The sequence below is a fragment of the Candidatus Schekmanbacteria bacterium genome (assembly GCA_003695725.1).
In the GTDB taxonomy this organism is placed as follows: domain Bacteria; phylum Schekmanbacteria; class GWA2-38-11; order GWA2-38-11; family J061; genus J061.
On record RFHX01000202.1, the window covers coordinates 1 to 16,037 of the forward strand.

Below are 16,037 nucleotides of genomic sequence, written 5' to 3' on the forward strand. Positions count from 1 at the left end.
CAAATGAAGAAGTTGCTCAAAAAAACGAAATATTATCATTCCCTTCGAAAGAAATTAATGAAATAGAAATTTCTTCTTTGGTTAAGGAAAACACAATAGAAGACACCAAAATTTCTCCAAAAGCTATAAAAGATGAATCAACAGATTTACAAAAGGTAATAAAAAATGAAGCTATACCAGAAACAGCAAAGCATCAGGACAAGGACATACACTCTGAAATCCAAGGATTATCGAAAATAGCTGAAAAGAGTAACCAAAAGTTAGAGGAAGGACAAAACAAAGAAAAAGACTTTGGGAAAGAACTGAAAATAGAAGATAAATTTGAAGAATCATTAATCAGGCAACAAAAAACAAACAGAAAAGGAGAAAGCACTTTCAAATTTTCAGACAGCAATCATGACACTTTAAAAGAAGAAAGAACTGATAAAATTGAAACTTCAAAGAATCAGAATAACAAAGAGACCGCTTCAAAGATTCATGAAAACACATTTCAAAATCAACTGCATCCAAAAATCCTTTCAAAGCATAACAGCATTTTATCAAACAATAAAAGTGAACTCTACAACGCCGTTTCAAGGCAAATAGAAGATTCAGTTACAGCACTTCTATCATCGAATAAGAAAGAGATTAAATTGGATATGTCTCCTCCTGATCTTGGTTCTATCAAAGTTGAAATTATTACAAAGAAACATAATGAAGTTGCAATTTCCATCATTGCAAAAGATGCAGATATAAAATCTCTCATCGATACAAACAAAAATGATCTGCTTAACAATATGAATGACAAAGGCATCTTAGTAAAGGAATTTTCCATTGCTGCAGGCAACGATAGAAATATGAATCAAAGATGGCGTGAAAGTTCCAGTGGATCATCAAACAAAAAAATTAGACTAACCGGCATATCTTCCATAGCAGCAAATTCTGTAGAGGATAGCAGAGAAAAAAGATTTCTCACCTTTGATGGAAAGGTGGATGTTTACATTTAGCTAAAAAAGAAAGGAGGGTCTGAAGTGAATATTTCAGATTTGCAAATGACCTTGTCAAGGTTATCACAGTCGTCAAACAACAATTCCACTGCAAATGGAATAGAAAAAAGTTTGGGAAGAGACGCTTTTCTTAAAATGCTTCTTGCACAAATACAGTACCAAAATCCCCTTGAGCCAATGGAAAATACAGAGTTTACAGCTCAACTTGCACAATTTTCAAGTCTCGAACAATTGAGCTCTTTGAATAAAGAGTTTACATCTCTGTCAAATGCAATTGAATCCCAAAAGAACATAATACTTTCGAATCTCGTTGGAAGAGAAGTTGAAGTAATAGGAAATGAAATAAAGGTTTCAAATGGCGAAATACCCTCAATCAGTTTCGACCTAAAAGAAGATGCAAAAAAGGTTGAAATAACAATCTCGAAGAAGAATGGACCCGTTGTCAGAAGATTGACTTTAGGTAACACAGCAGCTGGGAAACATAGTATTCAGTGGGATGGAAAAAATATGGACAATCAGAGTGTCGATGATGGAGCCTATACCTTTATGGTCAGTGCTTATGACCAAAACAACAACCTCATCAGCACATCACCAATAATTAGCGGCAGTGTAGATGGTGTTAGATTCAAGGATGGAGTTCCTTATATAGAAATCAGCGGTTTGGAAATAAGTCCGGAAAATATTTTAAAAGTTAAATAAAGGAGGGATAGATATGTTAAGTGCTTTGTTTTCAGGGATAAGCGGCTTGTCAGCCCATCAAAATGCCATCTCTGTTATCGGCAACAACATTGCCAATGTCAACACTGTTGGGTTTAAAGGAAGCCGCACAGCTTTTTCAAATGTTTTGAGCCAAAGCATCATCGATGTAGGACAAATAGGCAGAGGAGTAAAACTTGCCGATGTAAGCAAAAACTTTGCCCAAGGTTCATTTGAAAGCACTTCAAGTGTCACTGACCTTGCAATCGATGGAAATGGTTTTTTCATAGTTGAAAACAGCAACGGCAGATACTACACAAGGGCAGGACAATTTAGTCTGAACAGCGATGGTTTGCTTGTTACGACAGACGGTTCAAGGGTTCAAGGTTATAGTATCAACTCTTCGGGAAGCAGAGACGGTTCTCTCGGCGATATAGACTTATCATCTCCATCCTCATCTCCAAAAGCAACAACAAAAGTAACGCTTTCACTTAATCTCAACTCAGATGAAAGTGTACCATCTGCATTCAGTACAAGCGACCCTGACGGAACATCAAATTTCTCATCTGCCATAACTGTTTATGATTCTCTTGGAAATGGCCATCTCACAACAGTCTATTTCAGAAAAGACTCTGAAAACACCTGGGAATGGCATGCATTAGTAGATGGTGGAGAGCTAACAGGCGGCACTTCAGGGACTCTTCAGGAAGTTGCTTCCGGTACACTTACATTCAACGAATATGGAGCTCTTGACACCGAAACAACAACCTCATCAGATTTTGATTTTGCTGGCGGGGCGGCACAAAACCAATCAATTACCTTTGAATTTGGCACAAGCATTACCACCGATGGAGGGACAGGACTTGACGGAACGACACAGTTTGCCGCACCTTCTGCGACAAACTTTCAAAATCAGGACGGCTACAGCTCCGGCTCTCTGCAAAGTCTTTCGATAAATGGCGAAGGAATATTGACTGGTCTATTCTCAAATGGCGCAACAAAAGATCTTTACCAACTTGCCCTTGCAAATTTCAAAAATCCCAACGGTCTTACAAGCATAGGCGGAAATCTCTTTGCAGAAAGTAAAGACTCGGGGCTCCCGATTCTTGGCGTAGGGAAATCATCAGGATTCGGAACTATAAATTCAGGGAGTTTAGAACTGTCCAATGTGGACCTCTCACAAGAGTTCGTGAATATGATTACTATTCAGAGAGGTTTTCAGGCAAACTCAAAAATAATCTTAGCAGGCGATGAAATGCTTCAGGACCTTGTCAATCTGAAGAGATAATTGCCTCCCCCGGGGTCCTGTTTTGCTATTATGGCTGCAGGGCCCCACCCTCTATTTTATACTGTAATTTTTAATCCTTTCAGTTTCAAACTAACTATTCATATCATAGCTTTCATAACACTTTCTTTTACCCAAAAAGTTCATTTTAGTAATTCAATATCTTCATTCTATTCCGTCATATATTTGACTTCGAAAGCGGAAATTTGACGAATAAATCTCACAAAAAATTCGGATATCTCGAAACTTTCAAATGTTATTTAAATACACTCTTCATATAAGACATAACTTATTGATTTTATTGTTCTTTTCAAATCAAAAAAAGTTCATAAAAAAATAGTTCCCTTTATCACTTTGGCATAGGCTTTGCATATACATTCAAAGAAAATTTTCACCAATTAAATTTAAGGAGGACATTTAAATGGCTGATGAAAATGAAGAAAAAAAAGAAGCAGCTGAAGCTGCGACAGCAGAAGCCCCTGCTCAACCGGCAAAAAAGAAATTTCCTCTAAAAATGATAATTATCATCGTTGTGGCAGTAATCGTTGTAGCAGGAGGCGCAATCGGAGCAATAACATTTTTAAAAGGCGACAAAGAAGGTGTTGAAGCCAAAGAAGCTGCTGCTACTGAAGAGGTTGAAGAAACCGCTTCCATCGGTATTCCATTGGAAACTTTTATTCTAAATCTCGCAGACAAGGATAGAAACAAATACCTCAAAATTTCAATGGAACTTCGAGTCGGCTCAGAAGAAGTAAAAAAGGAAATTGATGAAAATATGTCAAAAATCAAGGACATCATTGTTGTCTATCTCTCTGCTAAAACATTTGAAGAGGTCAAAACGGTAGAAGGCAAACTCCAGCTAAAAGCAGAACTAATGAAAAGAATAAATTCAATACTCAAAAAAGGAAGCGTTAAAGAGCTCTATTTTACAGAATTTGTTGTCCAGTAAAAGGAATTAAAGGAGATAACCTTGAATCAGATTCTTTCACAAAATGAAGTCGATGCATTGCTTCAAGGCATAAAGTCAGGGGAAATAAAAACTGAAGAAGGTGTTGGAAAGGAACAAGCAAACTCCTCTGCTTTTGATTTTTTGAGCGGCAATCTAAGAATCAAAGGCACATTTCCTGCAATGGATATGGTTTATGAAGTCTTTTGCAGGAAATTGAGGGCAGTAATGTCTCACCTTTTTGGAAAAATCGTTGAAAACATCAGTCTTCGCGACACCTGTATGATGAAATACAAAGAATATATCGGCAATATACAACTTCCATCAAGCTTTCAGGTAGTAAGAATGAACCCACTGCGCGGTTTAGCTTTGATTGTAATTGATTCCAAATTAGCATTTTCTTTTATAGAAAGTATGCTTGGTGGAAAAAGCGAGACCGGATTCGTTATTGAAGACCGTGAATTCACAAATATAGAAATGTCTCTTATAAAGAAAATGCATACAGATATTGCTTCCGAACTCCAAAGGTCTTGGAATGGTGTTTATCCAATAAAAATTGAAGAAGTAAGCATAGAAACAAATCCTCAATTCATATCAATCTGTTTTCCATCGGATATGGTTGTCGTTACTTCAATTGATGTAGACATTCTTGGCTCTATAGATATTTGTATCCCCTGTTCGATTATTGAACCGCTAAAGGGGAAACTCAATAAAAATTTCAGCAGCATTCGAACTGATGTTGACCTTACCTGGCGCAGAATGATGCTGAATCAGCTTACCCAAACAGAATTAGAAATTACTGTCGAACTTGGAGAAGCAGTCATTACAGGAAAGGAGCTTCTCAATCTAAAACCGGGAGATGTGATTAATCTCAATACAGGCCCATCTGACGAATTCAAAATCTATATCGAAGGATACGAAAAACTAAAAGGCGTCGCCGGTGCCGTAAGAGGCAACAAGGCAGCACAATTAACCAAAGGACTTAAAAAAAGGAGGAATCCTCATGGCAGAAGAGCTAAACGCAAAAGAAGCAGCTGATTACTCTCTTGAAGAGATAAATGAAAAAGATAATGAAGCTAATAAAAATGAATCAACAGAGCAGGCAGAGACAACTACAAAGAAGACTTCCATAAAAACAGCAGACCTCAGTCTCATACTTGATATTCCTCTCAAGCTATCAGTGATTTTTGGAAAATCCAAGATGCGAATAAATGACCTTTTACAGCTTGGACAAGGTTCTGTAATCGAGCTTGACAAAGAAGTAGGCGAACCCCTCGAAATATATGCAAATGATAAACTATTAGCTTATGGGGAAGTAGTAGTTATCAATGACAAATTCGGAATTAAACTCCTCAATATTGTAAGCCCTGAAGAAAGGATAACAAAACTAAAATGAAGCAGATATCTTTTACAACTACAATGTTCTTGATGTTGTCTACCTTTTTTTCGCCTATTGTACAGTCTGCCGCAGCAGCGAAAGAAAATGTTCTAAATGAAAAGAATATTTTTTTGATGAATGAAACTAATATTCCAGAGTTCAAAAGTAATTTTATAGAAAGCATCGGAATCCTCTTCATCCTCTTTGGCATTATGACTGTAACTCTTTTTATTCTGAAAAGAATAAAATCAAAAGGCAGACATAGTTCAGGCGCTTTGAGAATAACTTCAAACTGCTATATCGGCAACAATAAAAGAATTAGCATCCTTGAAGTAGATGGACGAAGATATCTCATTGGAATCACTTCAACGCAAATAACACTTTTATCCGAACTCCCTGAAGCAAAAATCAAAGGGAACTTTGAAAGTGAAAATTTGGGGAAAAAAGAACAAAATTTCAAAAAATACTTTGACTCGCTTACATCTTCATCGGGGAAAGAGATTATCAGGGGAATAACAAAAGCATTCAAAAAAGAAAGAATAAACCTAAAATACAGCGATTAATTAAAATGTCTAAAAGAGCAATATTTATAATATTTACAGTCATCGTTCTCTTACCTCAAATCTCACAGGCTGCTCCTGTCCCGATTCCCAATATTAATATTGGTATCACACAATCAGATAATCCTGCAGATATTTCAGCAGGAATGAAGATATTGGCTCTATTGACTATTCTCTCACTTGCTCCTGCAATACTGATAATGCTCACTGGTTTTACAAGAATTGTTATTGTTTTCCACTTCTTGAGACAAGCATTGGGAACACAACAAATGCCGCCTAATCAGGTAATAATTGGGCTATCATTGTTCATAACCTTTTTTATTATGTCTCCTTACTTCATTCAAATAAATGATGAAGCAATTCAGCCTTATCTGCAAAAAAAGATTTCTCAGGAAGAAGCTATAGAAAAAGCCACTGCTCCATTAAAAGAATTTATGACAAAACAGACGAGAAAGAAAGATTTGGCTCTCTTTTTAGAATTATCAAAGAAAAAAAATTTCAAATCGAACAATGATATTCCATTTATGGTTCTTGTCCCATCTTTCATCATAAGTGAGCTCAAAACAGCTTTTCAGATCGGATTTTTGATCTATATCCCCTTTTTGATAATAGATATCGTTGTTTCAAGTGTCTTACTTTCGATGGGTATGATGATGCTGCCGCCGGTAATGATCTCATTGCCCTTTAAGATAGTTCTCTTTGTCCTTGTTGACGGGTGGTATCTAATAGTCGGTTCACTTCTAAAAAGTTTCTATTAGGAGGAAGAAATGAGCCCTGATTTCGTCATAACTATTTCAGTAGAATCATTAAAGACGGCATTTTTAATTTCTGCGCCAATGCTTTTCTTCGGCCTTGCGGCAGGTCTATTAATAAGCATATTTCAGGCAGTTACGCAGATTAATGAAATGACGCTTGCAATCGTTCCTAAAATAATTGCTGTTGCCATAGCCCTCGTTATCTTTGGGTCATGGATGATTAGGTTGATGATAGAGTTTACCAGTAATCTTTTTATCAATATTCCAACATATATCAAATGAATTTATTTTATATTGACATAGAAAAGGTACAGTTTTTTCTTCTGATATTTTTCAGAATAATTGCAATCTTTATAATTGTGCCTGTATTCGGAGATCGCGCAACTCCTTCATTGCTCAAGGCAGGATTTGCCGCCGCAATCTCCTTCATTATATTTCCCATAGTTAGCACCAATATTCACCACTCATTAAATATTCACAACATCTATGAGTTGACGGTATTGATTGTAAAGGAATTGGCGCTTGGTCTTTCAACAGGTTTTATAATTAGGTTGATTTTTGCAGGCATTGACTTTGCCGCTCAAATTGCGGGATTTCAAATGGGTTTTGGCATTGTCAATGTTTTTGACCCACACTTCGAAGAACAGATGTCGATCATTGCCAAATTTCAGAATATTTTTGCTGTTTTAATCTTCTTGGCAATAAATGCGCATCATTACATTATAAAAGCTATCACAGAAAGCTTTGAGATAATTCCGCCGGCTGGTATTAATTTTTCAGGCAAAATCACAGCATTTATGATTACAGTCAGTTCTGAAATATTCACCCTTGCAATAAAGATAAGTGCACCTGTTGTAGCAACACTTCTTATTTCAAATATTATATTCGGAATATTGGTTAGAACCGTTCCGCAAATTAATATTTTTATTGTTACCTTTCCTCTTCTTATCGGAATAGGATTGGTCGTTTTGGGAATTTCAATGCCTTATATTTATCAAATCTTTAAATCAAGTTTTACAGAAATGGACATAAAAATGCTGAGATTATTGAGGCTCTTTTGACAGATTGAGAGTTTAAACTATGGCTGAAAACGATAAAGATAGAAAAACAGAACCTGCAACACCGAAGAGGAGGCAGGAAGCAAGAGAAAAAGGACAGGTTGCGCAGAGTAGTGAAGTAAATACCGTTTTTGTTCTTTTAAGCACTCTCACGGTCTTCTATTTTCTTGGAAACAATATGTTAGTGAAAATGGAAGAGCTGATGCATGGACTTCTCTCCATCAGCAATCATAAGGAAATGATAAAGATGGATTTCTACAATTATATGCTTTTTACAATGAACAAAGTCGCCATAATATTGATTCCCATTTTTGCTGCCGTAGTTATAAGCGGTATATTGGCTCAAATTATTCAAGTAGGATTTGTCTATACCTTTGAACCTCTAAAACCAAAAATCTCTAAAATTAGCCCTATACAGGGTATCAAGAGATTATTTTCCAAAAAGGCGCTTCAAAACCTTCTAAAATCAGTATTAAAAATAATTGGACTTAGCATATGTGCATTCATTGCAGTCAAAGGGGAAATCAAAACTATCCCATCCCTTATATACACAAATGCTTATCAGTTGGTTGAATATATAGGAACGATTTCCTTTAGAGTGTTTAAATACACTATTGGGCTCTTCGTTATAGTAGCTGTTTTAGACTATATCTTTGTAAGACGAGAATATGAAAATGACCTCAAGATGACAAAAGAAGAAGTTAAGGAAGAGTTCAAACAAAGAGAAGGAGACCCTCTCATCAAAGGCAAAATCAGGTCCGTCCAGCGCGAACTTGCAAAAAAAAGAATGCTAAGCGAAGTTCCAAAAGCAGATGTCGTGATTACAAACCCTACAACTTTGGCTGTGGCAATCCTCTACAATCCGGAAAAAAATGATGCACCCCAAGTTGTAGCGAAAGGGAAAGGCTTCTTGGCTGAGAGGATTAAAGAAGTAGCAAGAAAAAATAATGTTCCAATTATGGAGAATAAACCGCTTGCAAGGACTCTTTTTAAAATTGTTGAAGTTGGTATGGAAGTGCCGCCATCACTCTATAAGGCGGTAGCAGAAGTCCTTGCGTATATTTACAGAATCAAAGGGAAACTTAGGAATCTTTAATTATGGCAAATGAAGCGCAAACAGCAGTAAGTATTTTTCCTAATCTTAAAAAAACTGATGCCCTTATGGGCATTGGCGTAATAGCTATACTTGCTATTATGATTATACCACTGCCGCCAACTTTTCTTGACATACTGCTTGCAACAAATGTTACTTTGGCTTTGGTAATAATACTAATATCTATGTATATATTGAATCCTCTTGATTTTTCTCTTTTCCCAAGTTTGCTCTTAGTCACAACCCTTTATCGACTGTCATTAAATGTCGCGTCAACGCGGCTTATTCTCCTTCATGGCAATGAGGGTGTAGCAGCGGCAGGTCATGTAATAAAATCCTTTGGTATGTTTCTCATCGGAGGAAATTATTTTGTCGGTCTTGTTATTTTCTTAATCCTATCTGTCATAAACTTTGTAGTTATTACCAAAGGTTCAGGACGAATTGCCGAAGTTGCCGCAAGATTTACATTAGACTCAATGCCCGGCAAGCAAATGAGCATCGATGCTGACCTTAATTCAGGATTAATTACTGAAAAAGAAGCGATTCAGAGAAGAGAACAGATCAACAAAGAAGCCGATTTCTATGGCGCTATGGATGGTGCCAGTAAATTCGTCAGAGGAGAAGCAATCGCAGGGCTTGTAATAATGGGCATCAATATATTGGGAGGACTTTTAATAGGAATTACACAAAAGAATATGTCTCTTGCTGATGCCGCAAGGTCATATACAATATTAACGATAGGAGACGGTTTGGTCTCACAAATCCCTGCTCTTATAGTTTCCACAGCAGCAGGCCTCGTAGTAACAAGGGCCGCTTCAGATGAAACCCTCGGTGATGATGTAACAAAGCAGATAATTTCTTATCCGAAAGCCGTTGCAATAGCAGGCATCATCCTTTTTTCCTTTGGTCTTATTCCCGGACTTCCTCATCTGCCTTTTTTCATTCTTGGCATAGCAGGTGTCATTGCATCTCAATACTTCGTATCATTAGAAAAATCAGAAGAACAGGAAGTGGAAGATGAAGCTCCGGCTGAAAAATCTTTCGAGGAAACTTTTGAATCTTTACTTTCACCCGATATGCTTGGGCTTGAAGTTGGATACGGAATTATTCCCTTCATTGACACTTCTCAAAATGGTGAACTGCTTCAACGAATCAAATCGATTAGAAGACAAATGGCTATTGAATTGGGAATAATGATACCTCCGATTCATGTAAAGGACAATCTAAATTTCAAACCCGGTGAATACGCAATACTTCTCAAAGGAATAGAGATAGCAAGAGGTAATATGATGTTGGGACACAGTCTTGCATTAGCTGCTGAGACTACAAAGGGCGAAATTGAAGGAATCCCGACAAAAGACCCAACATTTAATTTACCGGCATTGTGGATACCTGACAGCGATAAAGAGAGAGCACAAATATTGGGTTATACAGTAGTTGACATCCCATCTGTTATTGCGACTCATCTTACGGAAACAATCAAAAATTACAGCCATGAGCTTATAGGGCGGCAGGAAGTTCAAAAACTTATCGATGGAATATCAAAAACACATCCAAAACTTGTTGAAGAACTCATTCCAAATAATCTCACTCTTGGCGGTGTGCAAAAAGTTCTTCAAAATCTCTTGAAGGAACAAATACCAATCAAAGATCTAATAACAATACTTGAATGCCTTGCTGATTATTCTCCTTTAACTAAAGATACTGATGTTTTAACAGAGTATGTAAGGCAAGGATTATCGAGATATATATCACATCGATATAGAGACGAAAACAATGAAATGAAAGTTGCCGTTCTCGACACTTATGTGGAAGAAACCATAAGCAATGCGATACAAAATACTTCACAAGGGTCATACCTTGCTCTCGACCCTGAATTTACGCAAAGTTTTCTTGAAAAGATTTCAATGGCTGTCCAAAAATTTAATACTCTGAATCTACAGCCAATCATACTTTGTTCACCGATAATTCGGTTTCATCTAAAACGGCTGACAGAAAAATTTATCCCAAATTTAGCAGTTATTTCTCACAATGAACTTACACCGGACACAAAGATAAACACTATTGAAATAGTGAGTATGTGATGATTTTTAAAACATTTGAAGCAGACAGTTTTGAGAAAGGGCTAAAGCTGGTAAAGAAAGAAATGGGGCCAGATGCCATCATCGTATCTACAAGGACTAAAAAGCCAAATATTCTAAAAGGGTCCTTTTCTAAAAAAATAGAAATAGTAGCGGCATACGATGATGGAATTTATTCAAGTCCGACTTCTTCGCCTCTCTTAAACAAGTCGGATTTATCAAGTGCAAAGACTACGGGAAAAGAATATGGCTATTTCAATAAAGAAAGAAGAAAGCACTCATACTCTTTTGTTAATCACTTCTCAAAAAGAAATTCTTCTGAAGAAGATGAGAATTTTCTAACTCCTTTATTCGACAGCTATTTTAAAAATATAGGAGATTTCGAAAAGTTCTTCAAAACAGTTGGTATTTATGAAGACATTATAGGCATTCTAATCTCTGAGATATCTCCATATACAAGCCGCAACTATAATCTATCTACTGAATTGAAACAGAAAGCAGTGTTAAACAAGCTTTCTTCACTTATAAATGTCTCATCACCTCTTACAATTCCTGAAAATGGACAAAGAATAATAGCATTAACAGGACCAACAGGAGTTGGGAAAACAACGACAATAGCAAAAATTGCGGCAGAAATGCACTTTTTAAAAGGGAAAAAAGTAGGTCTTGTCAGCATCGATTCATACAGAATTGCCGCAACAAAACAGCTAAAAACATACGCAGATATAATGGATTTAGAGTTGAAAACGGCAGAAACAAAGAGAGAGCTTCAAAAGGCAATAAAATCCTTTTCCGACAAAGAATTAGTTTTAATCGATACAGCAGGACACAGCCATAAAAATACCGAAAGAATAAAAGAAATAAATGAAATGTTAAAAAACATTTTAAATATTGAGACTTGGCTCTTAATAGCCGCTTCGACAAAAACAGAAGATGCCCTAAATATCGTAAATGAACATTTAGCGATAGGATTATCAGGAATGATTTATACAAAGCTTGATGAAACATCCAGTTATGAAACCCTTTTTAATACATCACTTGTTTCGGGACTTCCGGTATTTTATTTCACAACAGGGCAGGAAGTACCGCAGGATATTGAAGAAGCATCGGCAAAGAAGATTGTAAATTCGCTTTTCAACAAGTTTATAAACAATAACTTTAACTATAAAACTTTGGAGAATTAAATGGACCAGGCAACTTCTCTTAGAAAAATAGCTCAATTTTCAAAAACTCAGGCACATCTAAAAAAATTTGGATATTCGACTTCTGAAGAAAAAAATAAAAAAGTAGGCATCATTTCTGTCACCAGCGGTAAAGGCGGAGTAGGAAAAACCAATATTGTAGGCAATCTTGCCTACTCGATGTCTCTTCTTGGAAAGAAAGTATTGGTTTTAGACGCAGATTTAGGGCTTGGAAATATGGATGTTCTTTTAGGATTGACACCAAAATACAATCTCCTTCATGTCTTTATGGGAATGAAAAGGATAGAAGACATAATAATTGAAGGACCGGGAGGAATTCTTATTTTACCTGCCGCATCAGGTGTTGAAGAATTGACAAATCTTTCAGATGAACAAAAACTTCACATTTTATCTGAATTTGAACGACTTGATTTAGACATTGATATACTTCTTGTCGATACAAGCGCAGGTATTTCATCGAATGTAATGTACTTCAATAGCGCATCACAGCATATCATTGTGATTGCAACACCAGACCCAGCATCAATAACAGATGCTTATGCTTTAATAAAGGTGCTTTCGTTAAAGTATGCAGAAAAGAAATTCAATCTAATAGTAAACTGTGCAAGTTCAAAGAATGAAGCAAACAATGTTTACGACACTATAAGCAAAGCAACAGAAGAATTTCTACATGTTTCAGTGAACTATTTAGGATTCATTCCAAGAGATGTGAATTTTATAACATCTATTCGTCAACAAAAACTTATAACGCAGTTCAATCCTCATTCAGAAGCCAGTTTGGCAATTAAATCTTTAGCCCAGAAAATAGACAGCTTGACAGAGATTTGCGTTACAAAAGGGAATATTCAATTTTTCTGGAACAGATTAATCAATGGAATTTCACCTGAAGACAATGACAAAAACATTGCATAAGGGAGAAATCAGCAATGGATAGAATTCCATCACTATTTAGTCTTATAGCGGCTTTAATAATCATCACTACAGGACTTATCTGTAGATGGTCGCCTGAAACAATAGTTATAAGGACTCTTATATCAATTGCTCTGACTGCTTTATTAGGAAAAGGATTGTTAAAAATCATACTTTCTTTGGAGAGAACTAAATGAGCAAAATAAATGCTTATAAAAAAATACAGCCATTTGATGAAGATTTAAAAGAAAAGACCATAATGGAATATGCTCCAATAATTAAAAACATTGCTCTTAAACTGGCAAAGAGATTCTCTCCACATATAAGTGTCGATGATATGATAAATGCAGGAGTCATTGGATTAATTGATGCAATCGAGAAGTTCAATGATTCAAAAGGCGTAAAATTTAGAACATATGCTGAATATAGAATTAGAGGCGCTATGCTCGATGAGCTTCGTGGTTTTGATTGGGTACCTCGTTCAACTCGAGACAAGATAAAAGAAATGGAAAAAGCTTTTACAAAACTTGAACAAAAATTCTCGCGTACTCCAACAGATGAAGAGCTTGCAGATGAAATGAAAATAAGTATTGAGGAAGTCCATTCCATCCTTGCAAATGCAGCAAGAAGCACACTGTTAAGCCTTAATGAAATTGAAGAGAATTCAAACCTAAAAGAAAAAAGATATCTCCCGAGAATATTATTGGAATCAGATGAAGATATCATTTCAAAACTGAATTTAGAAAATCTTAAAACCATATTGGCAGAACTAATCGATAATCTTCCAGAAAAGGAAAGGTTGGTAATCTCTCTTTACTACTATGAAGATGTAACTATGAGGGAAATTGGAGAAATACTCGGTATCACGGAATCAAGAGTGTCTCAAATTCACTCAAAAGCTTTATTTACACTAAAAACAAAAATAAAGAATAGTTTCAACAATAGAAAAAATAGAAGTTAAATTTACATCGATAATACCGAAGAAATGAAGATAAGATTTCTTCTCAAAAAAGATATTGAACTTAAATTTAGGAGTTAAATTAGATGGACAAGAATGAAGTCAAAAAGAAAATTGAAGAACATCTTGAAACAGGAGAAGAATTGCCATTCTTTTCTGTAACAGTAAAAAAGCTGCTTGAACTTACAGAAGACCCTGAAACTTCACTTTCAGAAATCGTCAGCGCAATGGACACTTCTGTAGCTGCTACGACTCTCAAAATGGCAAACTCCGTATATTTTGGCGGAAGCAGTTTTAGGAATATCAAATCACTTGAACATGCCATAATGGTTATAGGTTTCGACAGTTTAAGAGAGCTTGCCTTCAACGCTTCTCTCATTTCAATGTTCAAAGAAGATGATGAAAATGTCAAAAAGAATATCCAAGCTCATCTTGAGCACTGTTTTCAGGTCGCCATATCATCAAAACTCTTGGCTTCTCTTTTCAATTATGAAAATAAAGCTCAATGTTATGTAGCAGGCCTCCTTCATGATATAGGCAAGCTGGCAATTGAAAGATTTTTCCGCAACGAATCTGCCCAAATAAAAGAATTGCAAGAAAAGGAAGGTATTTCTGATATTGAAGCAGAAAGAAGAATTCTTGGCTTAGATCATATGGAAATAGGCGGCATAATGGGTGATAAATGGAATCTTCCTGAAAGCATTGTTGAAGCAATCCGCTGTCATTCTAACATTGAAAAAGCTGAAATAGACAAGAAATTTACTTGCATCATATATCTGTCAGATGAGCTTTGCAAAAAAACTGAAGGAATATTCGACTTTAGATTGGTCAATTCACTTATTAATAATGATATAAAAGAATTCTTCCCTCAACAGGACAAACTTGAAGATGATTATTTACAAGATCAATTTGCAGCAAAGTTTGCTCAAGAAACAGAAAATGTATCTTACATAGTAGGTTCAATGCTCAAATAAAAAATGAGATATCAAAATGATGAAAAAAACGAAGAGAGCCATATACTTAACTATCGTTTTTTCATTTCTTTTGATATTGATTTTTAATTCCTTATTCTACCTTTTAAAGCCTACGAATTTTTTGACCTTTTTCATTTTTAACTTACTATTCTTGTCATTGTTAGTTTCTCTTTCTATAAAAATGCTAAATCTCGCACTTTTCAATCCTCTAAGTCAACTCAGGGAAAAATTCAGTAAAGCTCCAGAAAAAAATGACAATAAAAGAACATCTTCCGATGAAGCCGTCACCAAAAACTTTGGACTTAAAGAATTTGAAAATGAAATCAATTCTTACATTTCCTTTATCAAGAAAAAGTCGCGATTAGAGACAACAAATCAAATTGTTTCAACAATTTTAAGCAAATTAGATGAAATTGAGGGATACGACTTTAATCATGAGAAGGATTTAATTTCTATCTTTAATGAAAATTCAGAAAAAGCTATGAAGCTACTTGATGAAACTTTAGGAATAAGCAGTGAAGAGGTAAAAAAACTTTCTGAAGCGGCATCGATTGCGACACAAAGCCTTAAAACTTTAAGCGAAACAATTGATGGAATCAACAAAATTGCAAGCTCTTTTGAGGAAACAGAATTTTCTATATCGAGCTTGTACAAAAAAAATAGCGAAATCAAAGAATTGTTATCAGAAATTGAAGGTCAGATTAATTTTTCAGAACATCTTGCCCTAAATTCAGCTATTGAAGCGGCAAGGTTTGGTGAAAAAGGGCGCAGTTTTACTGTAATAAGTGGTGAAATAAAGAAACTTGCCAAAGAAATTTCCACAATAACAAAGACTATTACAAAGCAAATCGACGATACCGCTGAAGAAATTCAAAATGCAGTTGATAGACTGGACAATGGAAACAGAAAAGTTGAAAGAGGAATTTCTTTGGGAAATAACTCAGCAAAATCAATGCTAAAACTTGTTGATGTCATTGATTCAGCAAAAGATGTATCGTCGCAGATAAGCAAGAAGATTCAAATGTGTATGGCAACCTTTGAAAAAGGATATGACCTATCTGAATTCAACAGAAAATATCGTGAAAACATAAAAAAGATAAAAAATTCCCTTTCTGAAATACTCGATGAAAATAAACCTAAAGACCAAGAAAAAGAG

The 16,037-nt window shown here is 35.6% G+C and carries 18 protein-coding genes; all 18 read left to right on the top strand.

All coding sequences use genetic code 11. The features are described 5' to 3' along the window. On the top strand, positions 1-986 hold a 986-nt coding region (locus tag D6734_07925; GenBank protein ID RMF94347.1), incomplete at its 5' end, for a flagellar hook-length control protein FliK. A gap of 24 nt (positions 987-1,010) precedes the next feature. Further along, entirely contained in the window at positions 1,011-1,685 is a 675-nt protein-coding gene (locus tag D6734_07930; GenBank protein ID RMF94348.1) for a flagellar hook assembly protein FlgD, read from the top strand. A 7-nt stretch (positions 1,686-1,692) separates the two neighbouring features. Further along, positions 1,693-2,970, top strand: coding sequence for a flagellar hook protein FlgE (locus D6734_07935; GenBank protein ID RMF94349.1), 1,278 nt, complete (start codon positions 1,693-1,695; stop codon positions 2,968-2,970). Between the two features lie 418 nt (positions 2,971-3,388). After that, complete coding sequence (locus D6734_07940; GenBank protein RMF94350.1) at positions 3,389-3,916, top strand: flagellar basal body protein FliL; 528 nt, start codon at positions 3,389-3,391, stop codon at positions 3,914-3,916. 15 nt (positions 3,917-3,931) lie between these two features. Then, positions 3,932-4,951 carry a flagellar motor switch protein FliM gene (fliM, locus tag D6734_07945; protein RMF94351.1) on the top strand — a complete coding sequence of 340 codons (1,020 nt, stop codon included), beginning with the start codon at positions 3,932-3,934 and terminating at the stop codon, positions 4,949-4,951. Then, complete coding sequence (gene fliN / locus D6734_07950) at positions 4,917-5,309, top strand: flagellar motor switch protein FliN (protein RMF94352.1); 393 nt, start codon at positions 4,917-4,919, stop codon at positions 5,307-5,309. Before fliM ends, fliN begins: the two co-directional genes overlap by 35 nt. Then, the gene (locus tag D6734_07955; protein RMF94353.1) at positions 5,306-5,854 is read left to right on the top strand and encodes a hypothetical protein; all 549 of its coding nucleotides are present in this window, start codon (positions 5,306-5,308) and stop codon (positions 5,852-5,854) included. The genes fliN and D6734_07955 overlap by 4 nt, the downstream gene beginning before the upstream one ends. A gap of 5 nt (positions 5,855-5,859) precedes the next feature. Beyond that, complete coding sequence (gene fliP / locus D6734_07960; protein RMF94354.1) at positions 5,860-6,609, top strand: flagellar biosynthetic protein FliP; 750 nt, start codon at positions 5,860-5,862, stop codon at positions 6,607-6,609. A 9-nt stretch (positions 6,610-6,618) separates the two neighbouring features. Continuing rightward, the gene (fliQ, locus tag D6734_07965) at positions 6,619-6,888 is read left to right on the top strand and encodes a flagellar biosynthetic protein FliQ (protein RMF94355.1); all 270 of its coding nucleotides are present in this window, start codon (positions 6,619-6,621) and stop codon (positions 6,886-6,888) included. Next, on the top strand, positions 6,885-7,667 hold the full coding sequence (gene fliR, locus D6734_07970) for a flagellar biosynthetic protein FliR (GenBank protein RMF94356.1): 783 nt from the start codon (positions 6,885-6,887) through the stop codon (positions 7,665-7,667). Before fliQ ends, fliR begins: the two co-directional genes overlap by 4 nt. A gap of 19 nt (positions 7,668-7,686) precedes the next feature. Beyond that, entirely contained in the window at positions 7,687-8,760 is a 1,074-nt protein-coding gene (gene flhB, locus D6734_07975) for a flagellar biosynthesis protein FlhB (protein ID RMF94357.1), read from the top strand. A gap of 2 nt (positions 8,761-8,762) precedes the next feature. Further along, positions 8,763-10,841 (top strand): flagellar biosynthesis protein FlhA, encoded by a 2,079-nt coding sequence (flhA, locus tag D6734_07980; protein RMF94358.1) that lies wholly within the window; start codon positions 8,763-8,765, stop codon positions 10,839-10,841. Beyond that, positions 10,841-12,022 (top strand): flagellar biosynthesis protein FlhF, encoded by a 1,182-nt coding sequence (gene flhF, locus D6734_07985; GenBank protein ID RMF94359.1) that lies wholly within the window; start codon positions 10,841-10,843, stop codon positions 12,020-12,022. Before flhA ends, flhF begins: the two co-directional genes overlap by 1 nt. Next, positions 12,023-12,952, top strand: coding sequence for a MinD/ParA family protein (locus D6734_07990; GenBank protein ID RMF94360.1), 930 nt, complete (start codon positions 12,023-12,025; stop codon positions 12,950-12,952). A 14-nt stretch (positions 12,953-12,966) separates the two neighbouring features. Further along, positions 12,967-13,146 carry a hypothetical protein gene (locus D6734_07995; GenBank protein ID RMF94361.1) on the top strand — a complete coding sequence of 60 codons (180 nt, stop codon included), beginning with the start codon at positions 12,967-12,969 and terminating at the stop codon, positions 13,144-13,146. Next, entirely contained in the window at positions 13,143-13,910 is a 768-nt protein-coding gene (locus D6734_08000) for a FliA/WhiG family RNA polymerase sigma factor (protein RMF94362.1), read from the top strand. The genes D6734_07995 and D6734_08000 overlap by 4 nt, the downstream gene beginning before the upstream one ends. Before the next feature lie 83 nt (positions 13,911-13,993). After that, positions 13,994-14,881: an HDOD domain-containing protein gene (locus D6734_08005; protein RMF94363.1), complete on the top strand. Its 888-nt coding sequence runs from the start codon at positions 13,994-13,996 to the stop codon at positions 14,879-14,881. Positions 14,882-14,897: 16 nt separating this feature from the next. Next, positions 14,898-16,037 (top strand): hypothetical protein (locus D6734_08010; protein ID RMF94364.1); only part of this gene is annotated, 1,140 nt, incomplete at its 3' end.